Below are 14,372 nucleotides of genomic sequence, written 5' to 3'. Positions count from 1 at the left end.
CGCGCCTACTGTCGTCATGCATGAGCACGCCCGACGCCACCCGACCCGCCGTGGGCATCCGCTACTGCACGCTGTGCAACTGGCTGCTGCGGGCGAACTGGATAACAGCGGAGCTGCTGTCGACCTTCGGCACCGAGCTGGGATCGGTCACCCTCGTCCCCGACACCGGCGGCGTCTTCACCGTCGAGGTCGACGGCATGACGGTCTGGGATCGCTCCGTCGACGGGGGCTTCCCCGACGCTGCCGAACTCAAGCGTCGTGTTCGGGACGCCGCGTTCCCCGACCGCGACCTCGGACACGGCGACGTCCGCACCCCCTGATCTGCAGGGATGCGCGGCCACACCGGCGCACGTTGCACCGGGGGTCCCCTGCCGACCTCTCGAGGAGCTCCCGTGACCGACACCGCCCTGCACGACGTCCTCGTCGACGCGTTCACCCGCGCCGACGACGCCGTGTCGTCCCTGACCGACGGTGCGAGCAGCGCCGTCCTCACCCACCGCGTCGACGCGGACGCCAACACGATCGCGTGGCTGATCTGGCACTCGGCGCGCATCCTCGACGACCACGTCGCCGGCCTGACCGGCGAGGACCAGCAGTGGCCGCAGTGGCGTGACCGCTTCGGGCTCCCGTTCGACGACTGGGCGACGGGGTACGGGCAGAGCAGTGACGAGGTCGCCGCGGTCCCCGGCGACGGCGAACTGCTGGCCGGCTACTTCCACGACGCCCACCAGGCGGCGCTGGACTACATCCGCACCCTCACCGCCGACGAGGTCGAGCGTGTGGTCGACAAGAACTGGGATCCTCCGGTAACCGCCGGGGTCCGGCTGATCAGCGTCCTCAACGACATCACCCTGCACATCGGACAAGCCCAGTTCGTTGCCGGCATCGCGGAGCGCGCCGGGGTCTGACGCACGTCGGCAGGGGCGGTTCGGATCCACGTCGACGAGAATCCGCGGCGAGCGGGCGAATCCGCGCCACACTCGACGCGGGTCGGCCCACTGGACGCGGGGCAGCGAGAACGGCGCGGGTTCGCGAGAACGACGCGGTTTCCCCCACCCACCGGCGAATCCGCGGCGAGCGAGCGAACCCGCCGAACGTGGCGCGGGTTCGTGAGTAGGCCGCGGGTCCGCATGCCGGGGCACGGCGAGGCGTAGCAGAAGTGCGCGCTCATCGACTACGCGCACCGGTCGTCGGCGACGACTCCCGAGCGTGACCTAGAGGATCGGCGCAGGGGTGTAGCGGGCGGCGTCGGGGTACTGGTCGGCCAGGCGCCCGACCGCCGACACGACGTCGGCGACCTGCTGTTCGGCGGCGCCGATGAACGCGTGCTTGTCGGCCAGTGCCGCGTCGAGCGCGGCACGGTCGAGCGGCAGGCGGTCGTCGGCGGCGAGGCGATCGAGCAGGTCGGGTTCGCGGCCCTCCTCCCGCATCGCAAGCGCGACGGCGACCGCGTTCTCCTTGATCGCCTCGTGCGCGCTCTCCCGCCCGACGCCCGCACGCACCGCCGCGATGAGCACTTTGGTGGTGGCCAGGAACGGCAGGTAGCGGTCGAGCTCGTTGGCGATCACCGCCGGATACGCACCGAACTCGGCCAGCACGGTCAGGAACGTCTCCATCAACCCGTCGACGGCGAAGAACGCGTCGGGCAGGGCGACCCGGCGCACCACCGAGCAGAACACGTCACCCTCGTTCCACTGCGCCCCCGCGAGTTCCGCGGTCATCGACGCGTAGCCCCGCAGCACGACGGCCAATCCGTTGACCCGCTCGCAGCTGCGTGTGTTCATCTTGTGCGGCATGGCCGAACTGCCCACCTGCCCGGGCTGGAAGCCCTCGGTGACCAGTTCGTGGCCGGCCATCAGCCGGATCGTGTGCGCCATCGACGACGGTCCCGCCGCCACCTGCACGAGCGCGGAGACGACGTCGTGGTCGAGCGAGCGTGGGTACACCTGGCCGACCGACGTCAACGACTGCGAGAAGCCCAGGTGGGCAGCGACTCTCGACTCCAGCGACGCCAGCCTGTCGGTGTCCCCGTCGAACAGGTCGAGCATGTCCTGCGACGTGCCCATCGGACCCTTGATCCCCCGCAGCGGGTAGCGACCGATCAACTCGCGCAGACGGGTGAGCGCGACGAGCGTCTCGTCGGCCGCCGACGCGAACCGCTTCCCGAGCGTCGTCGCCTGCGCGGCGACGTTGTGGCTGCGGCCGGCCATCACGACCGACGCGTACTGCGCCGCACGGTCGGCGAGGCGGGCGGCCACCGCGACGCCGTGGGCGTGCACGTGCTCCAGCGACCGCAGGATCTGCAGCTGCTCGACGTTCTCGGTGAGGTCGCGGCTCGTCATCCCCTTGTGGATGTGCTCGTGGCCGGCGAGGGCGTTGAACTCCTCGATCCGCGCCTTCACGTCGTGCCGGGTCACCCGCTCGCGGTCGGCGATGGAGGCAAGGTCGACGTCGTCGACGACGCGCTCGTAGTCCTCGATCACGCCGTCGGGCACGTCGACGCCCAGGTCACGCTGGGCGGTGAGCACCGCGATCCACAGCCGCCGCTCGAGGACGATCTTGTGTTCGGGCGACCACAGGGTCACCAGCTCGGCCGAGGCGTACCGCCCCGCGAGGACATCGGTGATGCGCGGCTTGTCAGACACGCGGCTCATTGTGCCCCGTGCGGCCCCGCGCCGATCGCGACGGTGTCAGCGACCGCTGGGGGCCAGGGCGTCGACGACGTGGGTCAGCGTCTCGTAGGTCGCGGCGTGCACGTCTTCCACCGAGTCGGACAGTGCGCGGACCACCGCACCCTCCTCCACCGCCATCAGCTGCGCGACGGCTGCCGTCGCGACACTCCGGCCCGACTTCTCCAGCACCTCGTGATGCAGCTCGCCGAGTAGCTTGCCGCGGTTGACCAGCAGCGGCCGGATGCGCGGAAACCGTTGCGCAAGAACGACGGTCTCGCAACGCGTGGTCAGCATGCCGCGATCGTCGCCGACGAACACGTCCGCGAGCGCCTCGGCGGTGGCCTCGCATCCGCGTCGGCGTCGGGTCAGGTGCGTGGTGCGCTCGCGGATCCCGTCGAGGTCGCCCTGACAGACGTGGGACACCGCCTCGACGACGAGGTCCTCGAGGGACTCGAAGTAATACGTGGTCGACGCGAGCGGCAACCCCGCGCGGTCGGCGACGGCGCGGTGACGAACGGCGTCAAACCCGCCCTCCATCAGCAGATCTCCGGCCGCAGCGATGAGACGGGCACGACGTCGCAGACCCTTGGGAGTCGCTGCTGACGTCATAGGGGGACATGCTGCCAAAAGGGGGGTCTCCGCCGACGCGTTTTGGCAGGTCTGGTGACCGTCGGCGGCGTGTCGACCGCGACCAGCCGGGACTGATCAGCCCCGCGTCAACACCGGGCCGAGCAACTCGAGCCCCCGGTCGATGTCCGAACGGTCCCCCGCGAAGCTGAGACGGATGGTGCGCGAGCCACGCACGGTGTCGAAGTCGACTCCCGGGGCGATCGCAACGCCCGTGGAGGCCAGCACCTCCCGGCACCACGTGAGGCTGTCGTCGGTCACGTGGCCGACATCGGCGTAGAGGTAGAACGCGCCGTCCGGCGGCGCGATCTCGGTGACATCGAGGTCGGCGAGGCCGGTGATGAGCGCGTCGCGGTTGGCGGTGTACCGGGCCACATGGGCGTCGCACTCGGTGAGCGACGCGTCGTCGAACGCGGCGACGGCCGCGATCTGCGACAGCGTCGGCGGACAGATGGTGAGGTTCGCGGTGAGGCGTTCCACGGCGCGCCGATACCGCTGGGGGACGAGCATCCACCCGAGCCGCCACCCGGTCATGCAGAAATACTTCGAGACCGACCCCATGACGACGGCCTCACGCGATGTCGTCCACGCGCACGATGTCGCGGGTGCGCCGGGGTGCTCGATGCCGTGGTAGATCTCGTCGGAGATCAGCAGGGTGCCTCGCTCCTCGCACCATCGCGCCAGGGCGGCGAGGTCGTCGGGCGGGATGATCGTGCCGGTCGGATTCGCGGGGCTGGCGACGATGAGTCCCGCGGGCGGCTCGCCGAGCGCGTCGAGCATGTCCACGGTCAGTCGGTAGTCGGACTCGGCCCCGCAGTCCAGTTCGACGACCTCGCACCCGAGGGCGCTCAACGCGTTCCGGTAGGCGGGGTAACCCGGCCGCAGCAGCACCACGCGATCCCCCGGCGAGAACGCGGCGAGGAAGATCAGGGTGAACGCCCCCGACGAGCCCGTCGTCACGATGACGTCCTCGGCGTCGACGTCCAGGCCGTACCGGCGGCGGTGGTGGCCCGCGATCGCCCCGCGGATGGCGGCCGTCCCCGACGACTCGGTGTAGCCGAGCAGGTCGGCGTCGATCGCCTCGCGCACAGCCCGACGCACCGGTTCCGGCGCCGGCGTCGACGGCTGCCCGGCGGCCAACGACACGACCTCGAGACCCGCCGCGCGTCGTGCGGCACCGGCCGCGAGCACGTCCATGACGTGGAACATCGCGATGTCGGAGCGGGCGGACGGGGCGGGCGCGAGCGGGCCGGGACGCGAGAAGGCCATGCGACGCACTGTAGGCGAGAGCCGGTAGCCTCTGGACTCGTCACGAGCCGTTCGACGCCGCCCGCGGGCGGCGTCGGATCCTTGCCGGAAGAGGGGTATGCGCGCAGTCGACCGACGCACCGTGCTGGGTGCGGGCGCCGGGATCGGTGCTCTCCTCGCGCTCGGTGCGTGCAGCCGCGACGAGGCCGCGACCCCGCGTCAGCAGGCCCGGGCGCGCACCCAGGACGAGGTGTCCCCGGAGTCGACGCCGCCCACCACCTCGCGGCCGGGCGACCCGGAGCTGATCACCGGCAGTTTCCGGTCGGCGAAGATGCTGGGCCGCGAGACGCGGTGGATCGTCGCGCGCCCGCCCGGCGTGGTCGGGACGTTGCCCGTCGTCGTCGTGCTGCACGCGCTCAACACCGACGAGAAGACCGCGTTCATCTCGAGCCTGCAGATGCACCGCTATCTCGCGCAGTCGGTGGCGGCGGGGACGGCGCCGTTCGCGTTGGCCGCCCCGGACACCGGCCGGAACTACTACCACCCGCGACTCGACGGCACCGACGCCGCCGCGATGGTGATCGACGAGTTCCTGCCCATGCTCGCCGCGAACCCGTCGCTGGGGCTCTCGACCGAGCGCATCGGGCTCTACGGGTGGTCGATGGGCGGGTACGGCGCGCTGCGCCTCGGCGCACTCATGGGCCCCACCCGGGTGGCCGCGATCGCCGCCAGCTCCCCCGCCCTGTGGGGCGACCCGCGGACGTTCCCACCACGAGCGTTCGACAGCCCCGAGGACTACCGGGCGAACTCGCTCTTCGGACAGCAGGCGGCGTTCACGCAGATCCCGCTGCTCATCGACATCGGGGCGAGCGACCAGTTCTACCTGTACACGCGGCAGTGGATGGCGGGACTGCACCCGCCCGCGGCGTTCACCACCGCACCGGGCGGCCACAACAACCGGTTCTGGCGCAGCGTCCTGCCCGACCAGATGGCATTTCTCGGCCGCAACCTCGACGCCTGACCGCGGTCAGGGGATGCTGATGCGGCCCTCGAGGGCGGCGAGACCGATGTCGGTGCGGTGGTGGGAGCCGGTGAGTCGCACCCCGGCGACCCGCTCGTAGGCCTGCGCTCGCGCCGCGGCGAGATCGTCGCCGACGCCGACCACCGCCAGCACCCGACCGCCCGACGACAGCACGGCGCCGTCGGCGTCGAGCCTCGTCCCCGCGTGCAACACACCCTCGACGTCGGCACCGGCGATCGGGTCGCCGGTCCGCGGCGTACCGGGGTAGTTCTCGGCGGCCACGACGACGGTGACGGCCGACCCGTCGCGCCACCGCAGCGGCGCGAGATCGGCGAGATGCCCTGTCGCCGTGGCATTCAGTGCCTCACCGAGAGGTGACTCGAGCAGCGCCAGCACCGCCTGGGTCTCGGGATCACCGAAGCGACAGTTGAACTCGACGACCGCGGGCCCGTCGGCGCCGATCGCCAGGCCCGCGTACAGGAGGCCACTGAACGGGCAACCGCGAGAACTCATCTCGCGCGCGACGGGCTCGACGACCTCGTCGACGATCCGCTGGACCATGTCCTCGGGCAGCCATGGCAGCGGCGTGTAGGCGCCCATGCCTCCGGTGTTCGGCCCCTGGTCCCCGTCGCCGACGCGCTTGTGGTCCTGCGCAGGCAGGAGCGGGACGACGTCGGTGCCGTCGACGAGGCAGAACAGCGACACCTCGGGTCCGTCGAGGAACGACTCCAGCAGCACCGGGTGACCGGCCTCGAGCAGGTCGGCGGCGTGCGCGCGGGCGGCGCCACGGTCGGCCGAGACGACGACCCCCTTGCCTGCGGCGAGTCCGTCGTCCTTGACGACCCACGTCGGGCCGAAGCGGTCGAGGGCGGCGTCGAGATGCGCGGGGTTGTCGACGATCTCGCTGTGCGCGGTCCGTACGCCCGCCGCGGCCATCACGTCCTTGGCGAACGCTTTCGAGCCCTCGATCCGCGCCGCGGCGGCGCTCGGACCGAACGTCGCGATCCCCGCCTCCCGCAATGCGTCGGCGACGCCGAGCACCAGGGGGACCTCCGGTCCGACGACCACGAGGTCGGCACCGATCTCGCGGGCGAGGGCGACCACGGCGTCCGACGAGGCGACGTCGACGGGATGGCTGGTGGCGATCGACCGGGTACCGGCGTTGCCCGGCGCGATGTGCAGGTCGTCGACGCCGGGGTCGGCCGTCAGGCCCAGGAGCAGGGCGTGTTCGCGTCCACCGGATCCGATCACCAGAACTCGCACGGGGGTGGACTCTACCGTCGCGTCCCGGGGCCTATCCCGACCGCAGGCGCAGAAGTGCCTCCGCGCGGTGACGGGTCCCGACCGCCTCGTCGACGGCGACGATCCCGACCGGCGCGACGGCCGCCACGACCAGCGCCCACACCACCGACATCCCGGCGGCCGCGGCCGCGACGGCCACGCCGAGGATCACGAGCCCGGCCACCGTCAGCGCGGCGTTGAGCACGTCGAACTCGACAAGGTACGAGTACGTGAGGGTGAGCATGACGAAGTAGACGGCCAGGGGTACGGCCACCGCCGCCACGGCCACCTCGGCCCCGATGTCCGCGTGGTGCTCGAGGTACAGGGCCGCGACGTGCAGGCCGGCACCGACGGCAGCGATCGCCATGAACACCAGGATGTGCGAGTACCCCCAGACGAAGCACTTGGACCGGTCGGCCTCCAGCGCGTCCCCGGCGGGCACGACGAAGTAGATCCACCACAGCGAGAACGTGATCGCCACCCCCGCGAGGCCCAGCACGGCCGTCTCGACGCTCCACCCCTGCTCCGCGATCACCGACTGCAGCGCGACCGCCGTCCCGACGATCCCCTCCCCGAGGGTGATGATCGCGAGCAGTCCGTACCGCTCGGCGATGTGGTGCGGGTGCCACGGCGTCGGCATACGCCGTTCGGCCACGAACGGTCCGGCCAGCTCGACGCCGACCAGCACGACGGTCGCGATAGCGGTCGGGAGCAACGACATCTCGAGGACGATGACGACCACCCATCCGAACTGGGCGACGAGGATCGCGGCGGCATACGTCAGGCAGGTGCGGCGGTACTGTTCGCTCTGCGACGCGGCACGCAGCCACTGCACCAGCATCGCCACGCGCATCACGACGTACCCGAGCACCAGGACGCGGTTGTCGAGGTGGTCCCCGGAGTCCAGCGACTCGAACACCGGCGCGATGCCCAGCGACAGGACGAGCACCCCGCCCATCTGCACCATCGTCACCACGCGGAACACCCAGTCGTCGGTGTCGAAGGCGGAGGCGAACCAGGAGAAGTTGATCCAGGCCCAGATGGTCGCGAACGAGGAGAACAGGAATCCTGCGATCGCCGTGCGGTAGTGCCCCTCGGCGAGGTACTCCGCCACCTGCACGCCGGCGACGGAGAACGCCACGACGAACGTCAGGTCGAAGAACAGTTCCAGGTCCGAGGCCGTCCGGCCGTCCTCGTGGTGATCGCGGCCGGTCATGCGACGGATCCGATGCGCCACCGAGGGCACGGTTGCAGCGGTCATGGGTCCTCCCGGTCAGAGACGTCGCATCGACGATCGGGGGCCGAGCCCCCGGGTGACCGTATAGCGGACGACCGCGCGGCGCGGATCAGACCGCGGCGGTGGGAGCCTCGGGGTGGCACGTCGACGCGGCGGCGCACAGCGCAGCCGTGTCGAGGCGGAACGACCGCCGCCACCGCCACACACGCGACCAGCGGGGCCAGGACATGGCGACCACCCTGGCGCGGCCGGACGGGTCGCACCAGGGTTGGCGTCAGCGTGATCGCAGCATCAGGCGACGACGCGTGCGACGAAGGCCGCGATGTTCTCCCGGACCCGGGCGGTCTTGCTGTCGGCGTCGAGGTCGTCGCGGTACTGCTTGCCTAGCGACGGCGTCTTCGTACCCCGCGCATAGGCCGGACAGGCGAGGTCGGAACAGATGTAGGCACCGACCGAGTCGCCCTTGCGGCCCGCGGCTCCGGCCTTCGCGGCCGTCATGAGCGCGACACCGCCCGACGGGTGGGTGGTCTGACAGATGGTGCACATCTGGGCGCGTCGCGAGGTGCCGGACGCGTGCCGCAGAGCGACGCCTGTCACGCCGTCGTCACCGGGAACCACGACGTAGGAGCGCCCCGCGAAGGTGGCGTCGGACCAGCCGAGGAAGTCGAGCGCGTCCCAGTCGAGGGAGTCGAGATCGGACGGGACCGACATGCGCTTGGCGTCGCCCTTGGAGCAGTTGACGAACGACGACCGGATCTCGGCCTCGGACAGCGGGAGCATGGTCTTTCCTCACACGACGGGTCACCGTCGTCCGACGGTGCGCGGACGACGCTATCGGCGCGGCCCTGAGCACGGCAAAGGGATTTCGTCGCCGGCGGGCCGCCTTGCGTTCACCGGACGCCAAACCCTTCTGCCCGGCCCCGCACCGCGACACCGTGGGCGGCGTCAGTTCACTTTCTTGGGCAGGAGAACACACATGGCATCCACCACCCGCTCCGCCGCGGTGATCGGCGCCGGGATCGCCGGGACCACTGCGGCTCTCGGCCTCGTCGACGCCGGCTTCGACGTCACGCTCTACAGCGACCGCGACCGCGCGTCCTTGCGTGACGACGTCCCCCCGACCGGGACGGCGGTCCTGTTCGGCAAGTCGAAGGACTACGACGCCTCGATCATCGAGGACCTCTACAGCGTCGGGAACACCAGTGGCATCAGCGCACGTCTCTACGCCGGCGGCGGCGACGACCGCGCGCAGGTGCTGGAGTTCAACCCCGACTTCAACTACGTGACGCAGGCGGTCGACGTGCGGTTGCGCTCCGACGACCGGCTCGGCCGGTTCCTCGAGCGCGGCGGCCGGTTCGAGGTCCGTTCCGTCGACGCCGACGTCCTCGACGAGATCGCCGGCGCCCACGACCTCACCCTCGTCGCCACCGGGAAGGGCGGGCTCGCACAGCTCTTCGGCACCGACGAGTCACGCACCGTCTACGACCGGCCGCAGCGTCACCTGCTGCAGATCGTGCTGAAGGGCCTCGACCAGGGTGAGGACGTCTTCGCCTACCGCAACCGCGAGGGTGGCAAGCACGACCTCTACAACCTCGACGCCGACAACGGCGAGGCGTGGCTGGGCCCGTACCTGCACAAGGACGAGGGCATCACCTGGGCCTTCCTCGGGTTCGCGAAGCCGGAGGGCCAGTGGTCGGAGCGTTTCGCCGCCGCCACCGACCGCGAGTCCGCCCGTCAGATCGTGCTCGACCTCTACCGCGACTACTTCCCGCACGACCTCCCCGAGGTCGAGAAGCTGGAGATCGTGGAATCCGACGAGAAGTCCTGGGCCAAGGGCGCTGTCACCCCGGTGGTGCGCCACTCGACGGCGACCACGGCGAGCGGTCACGTCGTCGCGGCCATCGGTGACACGGCGATCGCGGTCGACCCGGTCGCGGGACAGGGTGCACAGAACGCCCTCGTGCAGGTGTCGGAGTTGGTGAAGGCCGCTGCCGCCCATGAGGGCCCGTTCACCGCCGAGTGGCTGTCGGACCAGTTCGAGAAGTTCTGGGAGCTCCGCGGCCACGCGGCCGTCGAGGTGACCCGCCTGTTCCTCGGCCACCCCGACTACGCCGAGCACCTGGAGCTCGCGTTCCCCGCGGCCGCCGTGAACAGCGACATCGCGTCGGCGCTGTTCGGCCTGCTGTCGGACCCGAACCCGTTGCTCACGTTGAAGACCCGCGACGACATCCTGGGCTTCATCTCCGCCGTCGCCGGCGAGCCCGCCGAAGACGTGCTCGCGAAGTTCAGCCCCGCAGGCGACTTCACCCGCGCGGAGCCGGTCCCGGCCTGAGCGATCCCCTCACGCACACGGCCCGCGACGAACACTCGTCGCGGGCCGTGGCGTGTGCACGGTCGACGGGATCTGGTGCACGCTCGGGGCGGTCAGGCGGTCAGGCCGGGAGGCCCCAGGCCTTCGCGAGGAGTTCGTACGAGCGGAAGCGATCACGCTCGTCGTGGGTGATGCTGGTGACGACGATCTCGTCGGCGCCGAGCGCGCGAGCCAGGGTCTGTAGTCCCTCGACCACCGTGTCCGGCGACCCGACGATCTGCGTGCGGGTCCGATCGGACACGACGGCGAGCTGATCGTCCGAGAGTGGTTGCGCTGTGCGGGGATACGGCTGGGCGCCGCGGCCGGTGCGGATGTCGTACACCCAGTTGCCGAACCCGGCCGCGAGCTCCCGCGCGGTCTCGTCGTCGTCCGCGACGACGACGTCGGCGGAGACGATCACGTACGGCTCGGACAGGCGCTCGGACGGACGGAATGCCGCACGGTAGGCCTCCACGGCATCCAGCGCCCCCGACGGGACGATGTGATACGCCGCGACGAACGGCAGACCCCGCTCCCCGGCGACGCGCGCACTCTGCCCGCTGCTGCTTCCCAGGACCCACACGTCGACGTCGGCCTCGGCGGCCTGCCACGACCGCAGCGGGACCGGGGTGCCCGACGACGGCGGGGCGACCGCGTAGGTGCCGTCGAGCAGCGACAACACCGTGTCGACGGCCTCGTCGAAGTCGGGGATCTGTGCGCCGGGAAACACCAGCGACTCGGTCGACGCCGCGATGCTCGGCGACCCGAGGAGTTCCTTCGGGATCGGGAACGGGGCGGGGATCAGCAGTCCGTCGACGACGCGGTCCTCCCGGGGCGGCCGCGGGGCCCTCGGCGGTGTCGGGGCTGTCGTCTCCGCCCGCCGCTGCACCGACCGGCCCAACCCCAGATCGAGGCGCCCCGGGTGCAGGGCGTCGACGGTGGCGAACGCCTCGACCGCACCGACCGGCGTGCTGAAGCCGATGAGGACCGCGGCCGATCCCACTCGGATCGTCGACGTGTTCGCGGCGACCAGGCCGACGAGAGTGGTGGGGGACGCGCCGGCGACGGCGGCGAAGTGGTGCTCGGCGAGCCAGTACCGCTTGTACCCCCATGCCTCGGCGGCGACGGCGAGGTCGACGGTGGTCCGCAGGGCCTGCCTCGCCGTCCCGCCCTCGGGGATGGGCGAGAGGTCCAGGACAGAGAGCGGGATCGGTGCGGCAGACGTCACCTGATCATGTCTAGCGCGGCCAGGGGTCGTCGCGCCCGGGTTGAGTTCAGGCTGATCGCATCGCCACCCGGAGGGATGTGCTGTGCCACCGTCGGTGTTCTTCGAGGCAACCGTGTGTGAGGAGTTTCCGGTGACCGTTCCGACAGACCATATCCACCTGGTGGTGGCGCTCGAGGGCGCCGGCTGGCACCCGGCGGCGTGGCGGGAGGAGTCCGCGCGACCCGACGAGCTGTTCGGAGCCCGCTACTGGGTCGACCTGGTCGCGACCGCCGAACGCGCTGCGATCGACGCGGTGACCATCGAGGACTCCTTCGGCCTGCGACCGACGAAGCGGCGTGACCTGGAACCCCGCACCGATCTCGTCTCCGGCCGACTCGACGCGATCCTGCTCGCCAACCGGATCGCGCCGACCACCAGCCACATCGGGTTCCTCCCCACCGCCGTGGTCACGCACACCGAGCCGTTCCACACCTCGAAGGCGATCGCCACCCTCGACCACGTCAGCGCTGGCCGCGGTGGTGTGCGGTTGCAGGTCTCGGCCCCACCGCACGAGGCCACACTGTTCGGGCGCCGGTCCTTCCCGACCGGGTCGGCGTCGGACCCGACCGATCCCGCGAACTCCGCCCTCGTCGGGGACCTGTTCCGCGAGGCGCACGACTACGCCGAGGTGCTGCGGCGGCTCTGGGACTCATGGGAGGACGACGCCGAGATCCGTGATGTCGCCACCGGCCGGTTCGTCGACCGGGACAAGCTGCACTACATCGACTTCGAGGGCGCGTGGTTCTCCGTCCGCGGCCCGTCCATCACCCCGCGGTCGCCGCAGGGGCAGCCGCTGGTCGCGGCGCTGGGCCACCAGGCGGTGCCGTTCGAGTTCATCGGCGAGTCGGCCGACATCGGGTTCATCACACCGCGTGACCTCGACGAGGCGGCCGACATCGTCGCGGCCGTCGACGCCGCGCACCGTGCGGCCGACCGGAGCGATCCGGTGCGGGTTCTCGTCGACCTGCTCGTCGTGCTCGGCGACACCACCACCGCGGCGCAGGACCGTCTCGCTCGTCTCGACGACCGTTTCGGGTCCCCTGTCCGCTCCGACGCCGAGATCGTCGTCGGCACCGCCGCCGACGTCGCCGACCGCATCGCGGAACTGACCGCGGTCCACGGGATCTCGGGCGTCCGGCTGCGGCCCGCAGCCCTGCCCGACGACCTCACACGCGTCGCCGACGACCTCGTCCCCGAGCTGCGCCGTCGCGGCCTGTTCCGGGACGGATACGCGGAATCGACCCTGCGGGAACGGTTCGGACTGGACCCGCACCCCGCCAACCGCTACGCCACGACAGGAGGCGCGTCGGCATGACCAAGCAGGTGCACCTGGCGGCCCATTTCCCGGGCGTCAACAACACCACCGTGTGGAGCGACCCGGCCGCGGGCAGCCACATCGACTTCTCGTCGTTCGTGCGCTTCGCGCAGACCGCGGAGCGGGCCAAGATGGACTTCCTGTTCCTCGCCGAGGGTCTGCGGCTCCGGGAGCAGAACGGCAAGATCTACGACCTCGACGTCGTCGGACGGCCGGACACCTTCGCGATCCTGTCGGCGCTCGCGGCGGTGACCACGCATCTGGGACTCGCCGGCACGATCAACTCGACGTTCAACGAACCCCTCGAGGTGGCACGGCAATTCGCCACCCTGGACCACCTCAGCGACGGCCGCGCGGCGTGGAACGTGGTGACGTCGTGGGACGAGTTCACCGGCGAGAACTTCCGCCGCGGCGGCTACCTCCCGCAGAGCGAGCGCTACACGCGTGCCCAACAGTTCCTCCAGGTCGCGACCGAGCTGTGGGACTCGTGGCGCGACGACGACATCGTCGCCGACAAGGAGTCCGGACAGTTCCTCGCCCGACCGGATGTGGGGACGTTCTCCCACAGCGACTCCCAGTTCGACATCGCGGGCCAGTTCCCGGTGCCGCGGAGTCCGCAGGGCCGCCCGGTGATCTTCCAGGCCGGCGACTCCGACGCCGGGCGTGACTTCGCGGCACAACGCGCGGACGCGATCTTCTCCCGTCATGCCACCTACGACGAGGGCCGTGCGTTCTTCGCCGATGTGAAGGGACGCCTGTCCGGGTTCGGCCGGCGTGCCGAGGACCTGCTCATCCTCCCGGCCGCGACGTTCGTCCTCGGCGACACCGATGCCGAGGCCGCCGACATCGCCCACGAGGTGCGGCTGCAGCAGGTCAGCGGCGCCACGGCGATCGCGTTCCTCGAGCAGATGTGGAACCGCGATCTCTCCGACCACGATCCGGACGGCCCGCTGCCGACGGTCGACCCTGTTCCCGGCGAGAACACCGTGGCCCGCGGCCGGGCGAGCGTGCGGCACCACCGTGACCCGGTCGAGGTCGCCCGCGAGTGGCGCGCGATAGCCGAGGGGAAGAACCTGACCACGCGCGAGCTCATCGTCGAGGTGACGAGTCGACAGAACTTCGTCGGGTCGCCGCGGACGGTCGCCGACACCATCGACCGCTTCGTTCAGGACGACGTCTCCGACGGCTTCATCCTGGTCCCGCACATCACCCCCGGCGGGCTCGACCGCTTCGCCGACGACGTCATCCCGCTGCTACAGGAGAAGGGCGTGTACCGCACCGAGTGGGAGGGCACGACGTTGCGCGACAACCTCGGGCTCACGCACGCACCCGTCACCGGCTGAGTCGGCCTGCG

At 71.0% G+C, this 14,372-nt stretch carries 13 protein-coding genes; 6 read left to right on the top strand and 7 right to left on the bottom strand.

Annotated features, from left to right (window positions below):
• The first annotated feature begins 20 nt into the window (after positions 1-20).
• A complete protein-coding gene (locus Q1A98_RS11785; RefSeq protein WP_299573500.1) occupies positions 21-320 on the top strand; it encodes a SelT/SelW/SelH family protein in 300 nt (99 codons plus the stop codon).
• A gap of 72 nt (positions 321-392) precedes the next feature.
• Entirely contained in the window at positions 393-908 is a 516-nt protein-coding gene (locus tag Q1A98_RS11780; RefSeq protein WP_299573497.1) for a DinB family protein, read from the top strand.
• A gap of 306 nt (positions 909-1,214) precedes the next feature.
• Here the strand turns inward: Q1A98_RS11780 and purB are convergent, their stop codons facing one another.
• The 3 genes from purB to Q1A98_RS11765 all read right to left on the bottom strand — a co-directional run bounded on the left by purB (position 1,215) and on the right by Q1A98_RS11765 (position 4,568).
• The gene (purB, locus tag Q1A98_RS11775) at positions 1,215-2,654 is read right to left on the bottom strand and encodes an adenylosuccinate lyase (RefSeq protein ID WP_299573494.1); all 1,440 of its coding nucleotides are present in this window, start codon (positions 2,652-2,654) and stop codon (positions 1,215-1,217) included.
• Positions 2,655-2,690: 36 nt separating this feature from the next.
• Positions 2,691-3,281: a TetR family transcriptional regulator gene (locus Q1A98_RS11770; protein ID WP_299573492.1), complete on the bottom strand. Its 591-nt coding sequence runs from the start codon at positions 3,279-3,281 to the stop codon at positions 2,691-2,693.
• A 96-nt stretch (positions 3,282-3,377) separates the two neighbouring features.
• Positions 3,378-4,568, bottom strand: coding sequence for an aminotransferase class I/II-fold pyridoxal phosphate-dependent enzyme (locus Q1A98_RS11765; protein ID WP_299573489.1), 1,191 nt, complete (start codon positions 4,566-4,568; stop codon positions 3,378-3,380).
• A 97-nt stretch (positions 4,569-4,665) separates the two neighbouring features.
• On the opposite strand from Q1A98_RS11765, the gene Q1A98_RS11760 reads away from it, so the two are divergent.
• A complete protein-coding gene (locus tag Q1A98_RS11760; RefSeq protein ID WP_299573488.1) occupies positions 4,666-5,568 on the top strand; it encodes an alpha/beta hydrolase-fold protein in 903 nt (300 codons plus the stop codon).
• Between the two features lie 6 nt (positions 5,569-5,574).
• Here the strand turns inward: Q1A98_RS11760 and purD are convergent, their stop codons facing one another.
• The 3 genes from purD to Q1A98_RS11745 all read right to left on the bottom strand — a co-directional run bounded on the left by purD (position 5,575) and on the right by Q1A98_RS11745 (position 8,866).
• Positions 5,575-6,831 carry a phosphoribosylamine--glycine ligase gene (gene purD, locus Q1A98_RS11755; protein WP_299573485.1) on the bottom strand — a complete coding sequence of 419 codons (1,257 nt, stop codon included), beginning with the start codon at positions 6,829-6,831 and terminating at the stop codon, positions 5,575-5,577.
• 31 nt (positions 6,832-6,862) lie between these two features.
• Positions 6,863-8,110, bottom strand: coding sequence for a low temperature requirement protein A (locus tag Q1A98_RS11750; RefSeq protein WP_299573482.1), 1,248 nt, complete (start codon positions 8,108-8,110; stop codon positions 6,863-6,865).
• A gap of 267 nt (positions 8,111-8,377) precedes the next feature.
• On the bottom strand, positions 8,378-8,866 hold the full coding sequence (locus tag Q1A98_RS11745; RefSeq protein WP_299573479.1) for an FBP domain-containing protein: 489 nt from the start codon (positions 8,864-8,866) through the stop codon (positions 8,378-8,380).
• Positions 8,867-9,062: 196 nt separating this feature from the next.
• Here Q1A98_RS11745 and Q1A98_RS11740 point away from each other — a divergent pair, with 196 nt between their 5' ends.
• A complete protein-coding gene (locus tag Q1A98_RS11740; protein WP_299573476.1) occupies positions 9,063-10,418 on the top strand; it encodes a styrene monooxygenase/indole monooxygenase family protein in 1,356 nt (451 codons plus the stop codon).
• A gap of 100 nt (positions 10,419-10,518) precedes the next feature.
• On the opposite strand, the gene Q1A98_RS11735 is transcribed toward Q1A98_RS11740, so the two are convergent.
• Positions 10,519-11,664, bottom strand: a complete 1,146-nt coding sequence (locus tag Q1A98_RS11735) for an LLM class flavin-dependent oxidoreductase (protein ID WP_299573474.1) — start codon at positions 11,662-11,664, stop codon at positions 10,519-10,521.
• 130 nt (positions 11,665-11,794) lie between these two features.
• On the opposite strand from Q1A98_RS11735, the gene Q1A98_RS11730 reads away from it, so the two are divergent.
• Positions 11,795-13,018, top strand: coding sequence for an LLM class flavin-dependent oxidoreductase (locus Q1A98_RS11730; protein WP_299573471.1), 1,224 nt, complete (start codon positions 11,795-11,797; stop codon positions 13,016-13,018).
• Positions 13,015-14,361: an NtaA/DmoA family FMN-dependent monooxygenase gene (locus Q1A98_RS11725; RefSeq protein WP_299573468.1), complete on the top strand. Its 1,347-nt coding sequence runs from the start codon at positions 13,015-13,017 to the stop codon at positions 14,359-14,361. Before Q1A98_RS11730 ends, Q1A98_RS11725 begins: the two co-directional genes overlap by 4 nt.
• Positions 14,362-14,372 lie beyond the last annotated feature (11 nt).

It is taken from the genome of uncultured Williamsia sp. (assembly GCF_947494875.1).
Taxonomy (GTDB): Bacteria; Actinomycetota; Actinomycetes; order Mycobacteriales; family Mycobacteriaceae; genus Williamsia_A.
Note: the sequence above shows the minus strand (reverse complement) of the source record. Positions and strands in the feature narration are given on the sequence as shown.

Excerpts from the sequence above, each read along its gene's own strand:
- Q1A98_RS11785 (WP_299573500.1), top strand. The coding sequence starts at position 21 with ATGAGCACGCCCGACGCCACCCGACCCGCCGTGGGCATCCGCTACTGC.
- purB (WP_299573494.1), bottom strand. The coding sequence starts at position 2,654 with ATGAGCCGCGTGTCTGACAAGCCGCGCATCACCGATGTCCTCGCGGGG.
- Q1A98_RS11770 (WP_299573492.1), bottom strand. The coding sequence starts at position 3,281 with ATGACGTCAGCAGCGACTCCCAAGGGTCTGCGACGTCGTGCCCGTCTC.
- Q1A98_RS11765 (WP_299573489.1), bottom strand. The coding sequence starts at position 4,568 with ATGGCCTTCTCGCGTCCCGGCCCGCTCGCGCCCGCCCCGTCCGCCCGC.
- Q1A98_RS11760 (WP_299573488.1), top strand. The coding sequence starts at position 4,666 with ATGCGCGCAGTCGACCGACGCACCGTGCTGGGTGCGGGCGCCGGGATC.
- Q1A98_RS11750 (WP_299573482.1), bottom strand. The coding sequence starts at position 8,110 with ATGACCGCTGCAACCGTGCCCTCGGTGGCGCATCGGATCCGTCGCATG.
- Q1A98_RS11745 (WP_299573479.1), bottom strand. The coding sequence starts at position 8,866 with ATGCTCCCGCTGTCCGAGGCCGAGATCCGGTCGTCGTTCGTCAACTGC.
- Q1A98_RS11740 (WP_299573476.1), top strand. The coding sequence starts at position 9,063 with ATGGCATCCACCACCCGCTCCGCCGCGGTGATCGGCGCCGGGATCGCC.
- Q1A98_RS11725 (WP_299573468.1), top strand. The coding sequence starts at position 13,015 with ATGACCAAGCAGGTGCACCTGGCGGCCCATTTCCCGGGCGTCAACAAC.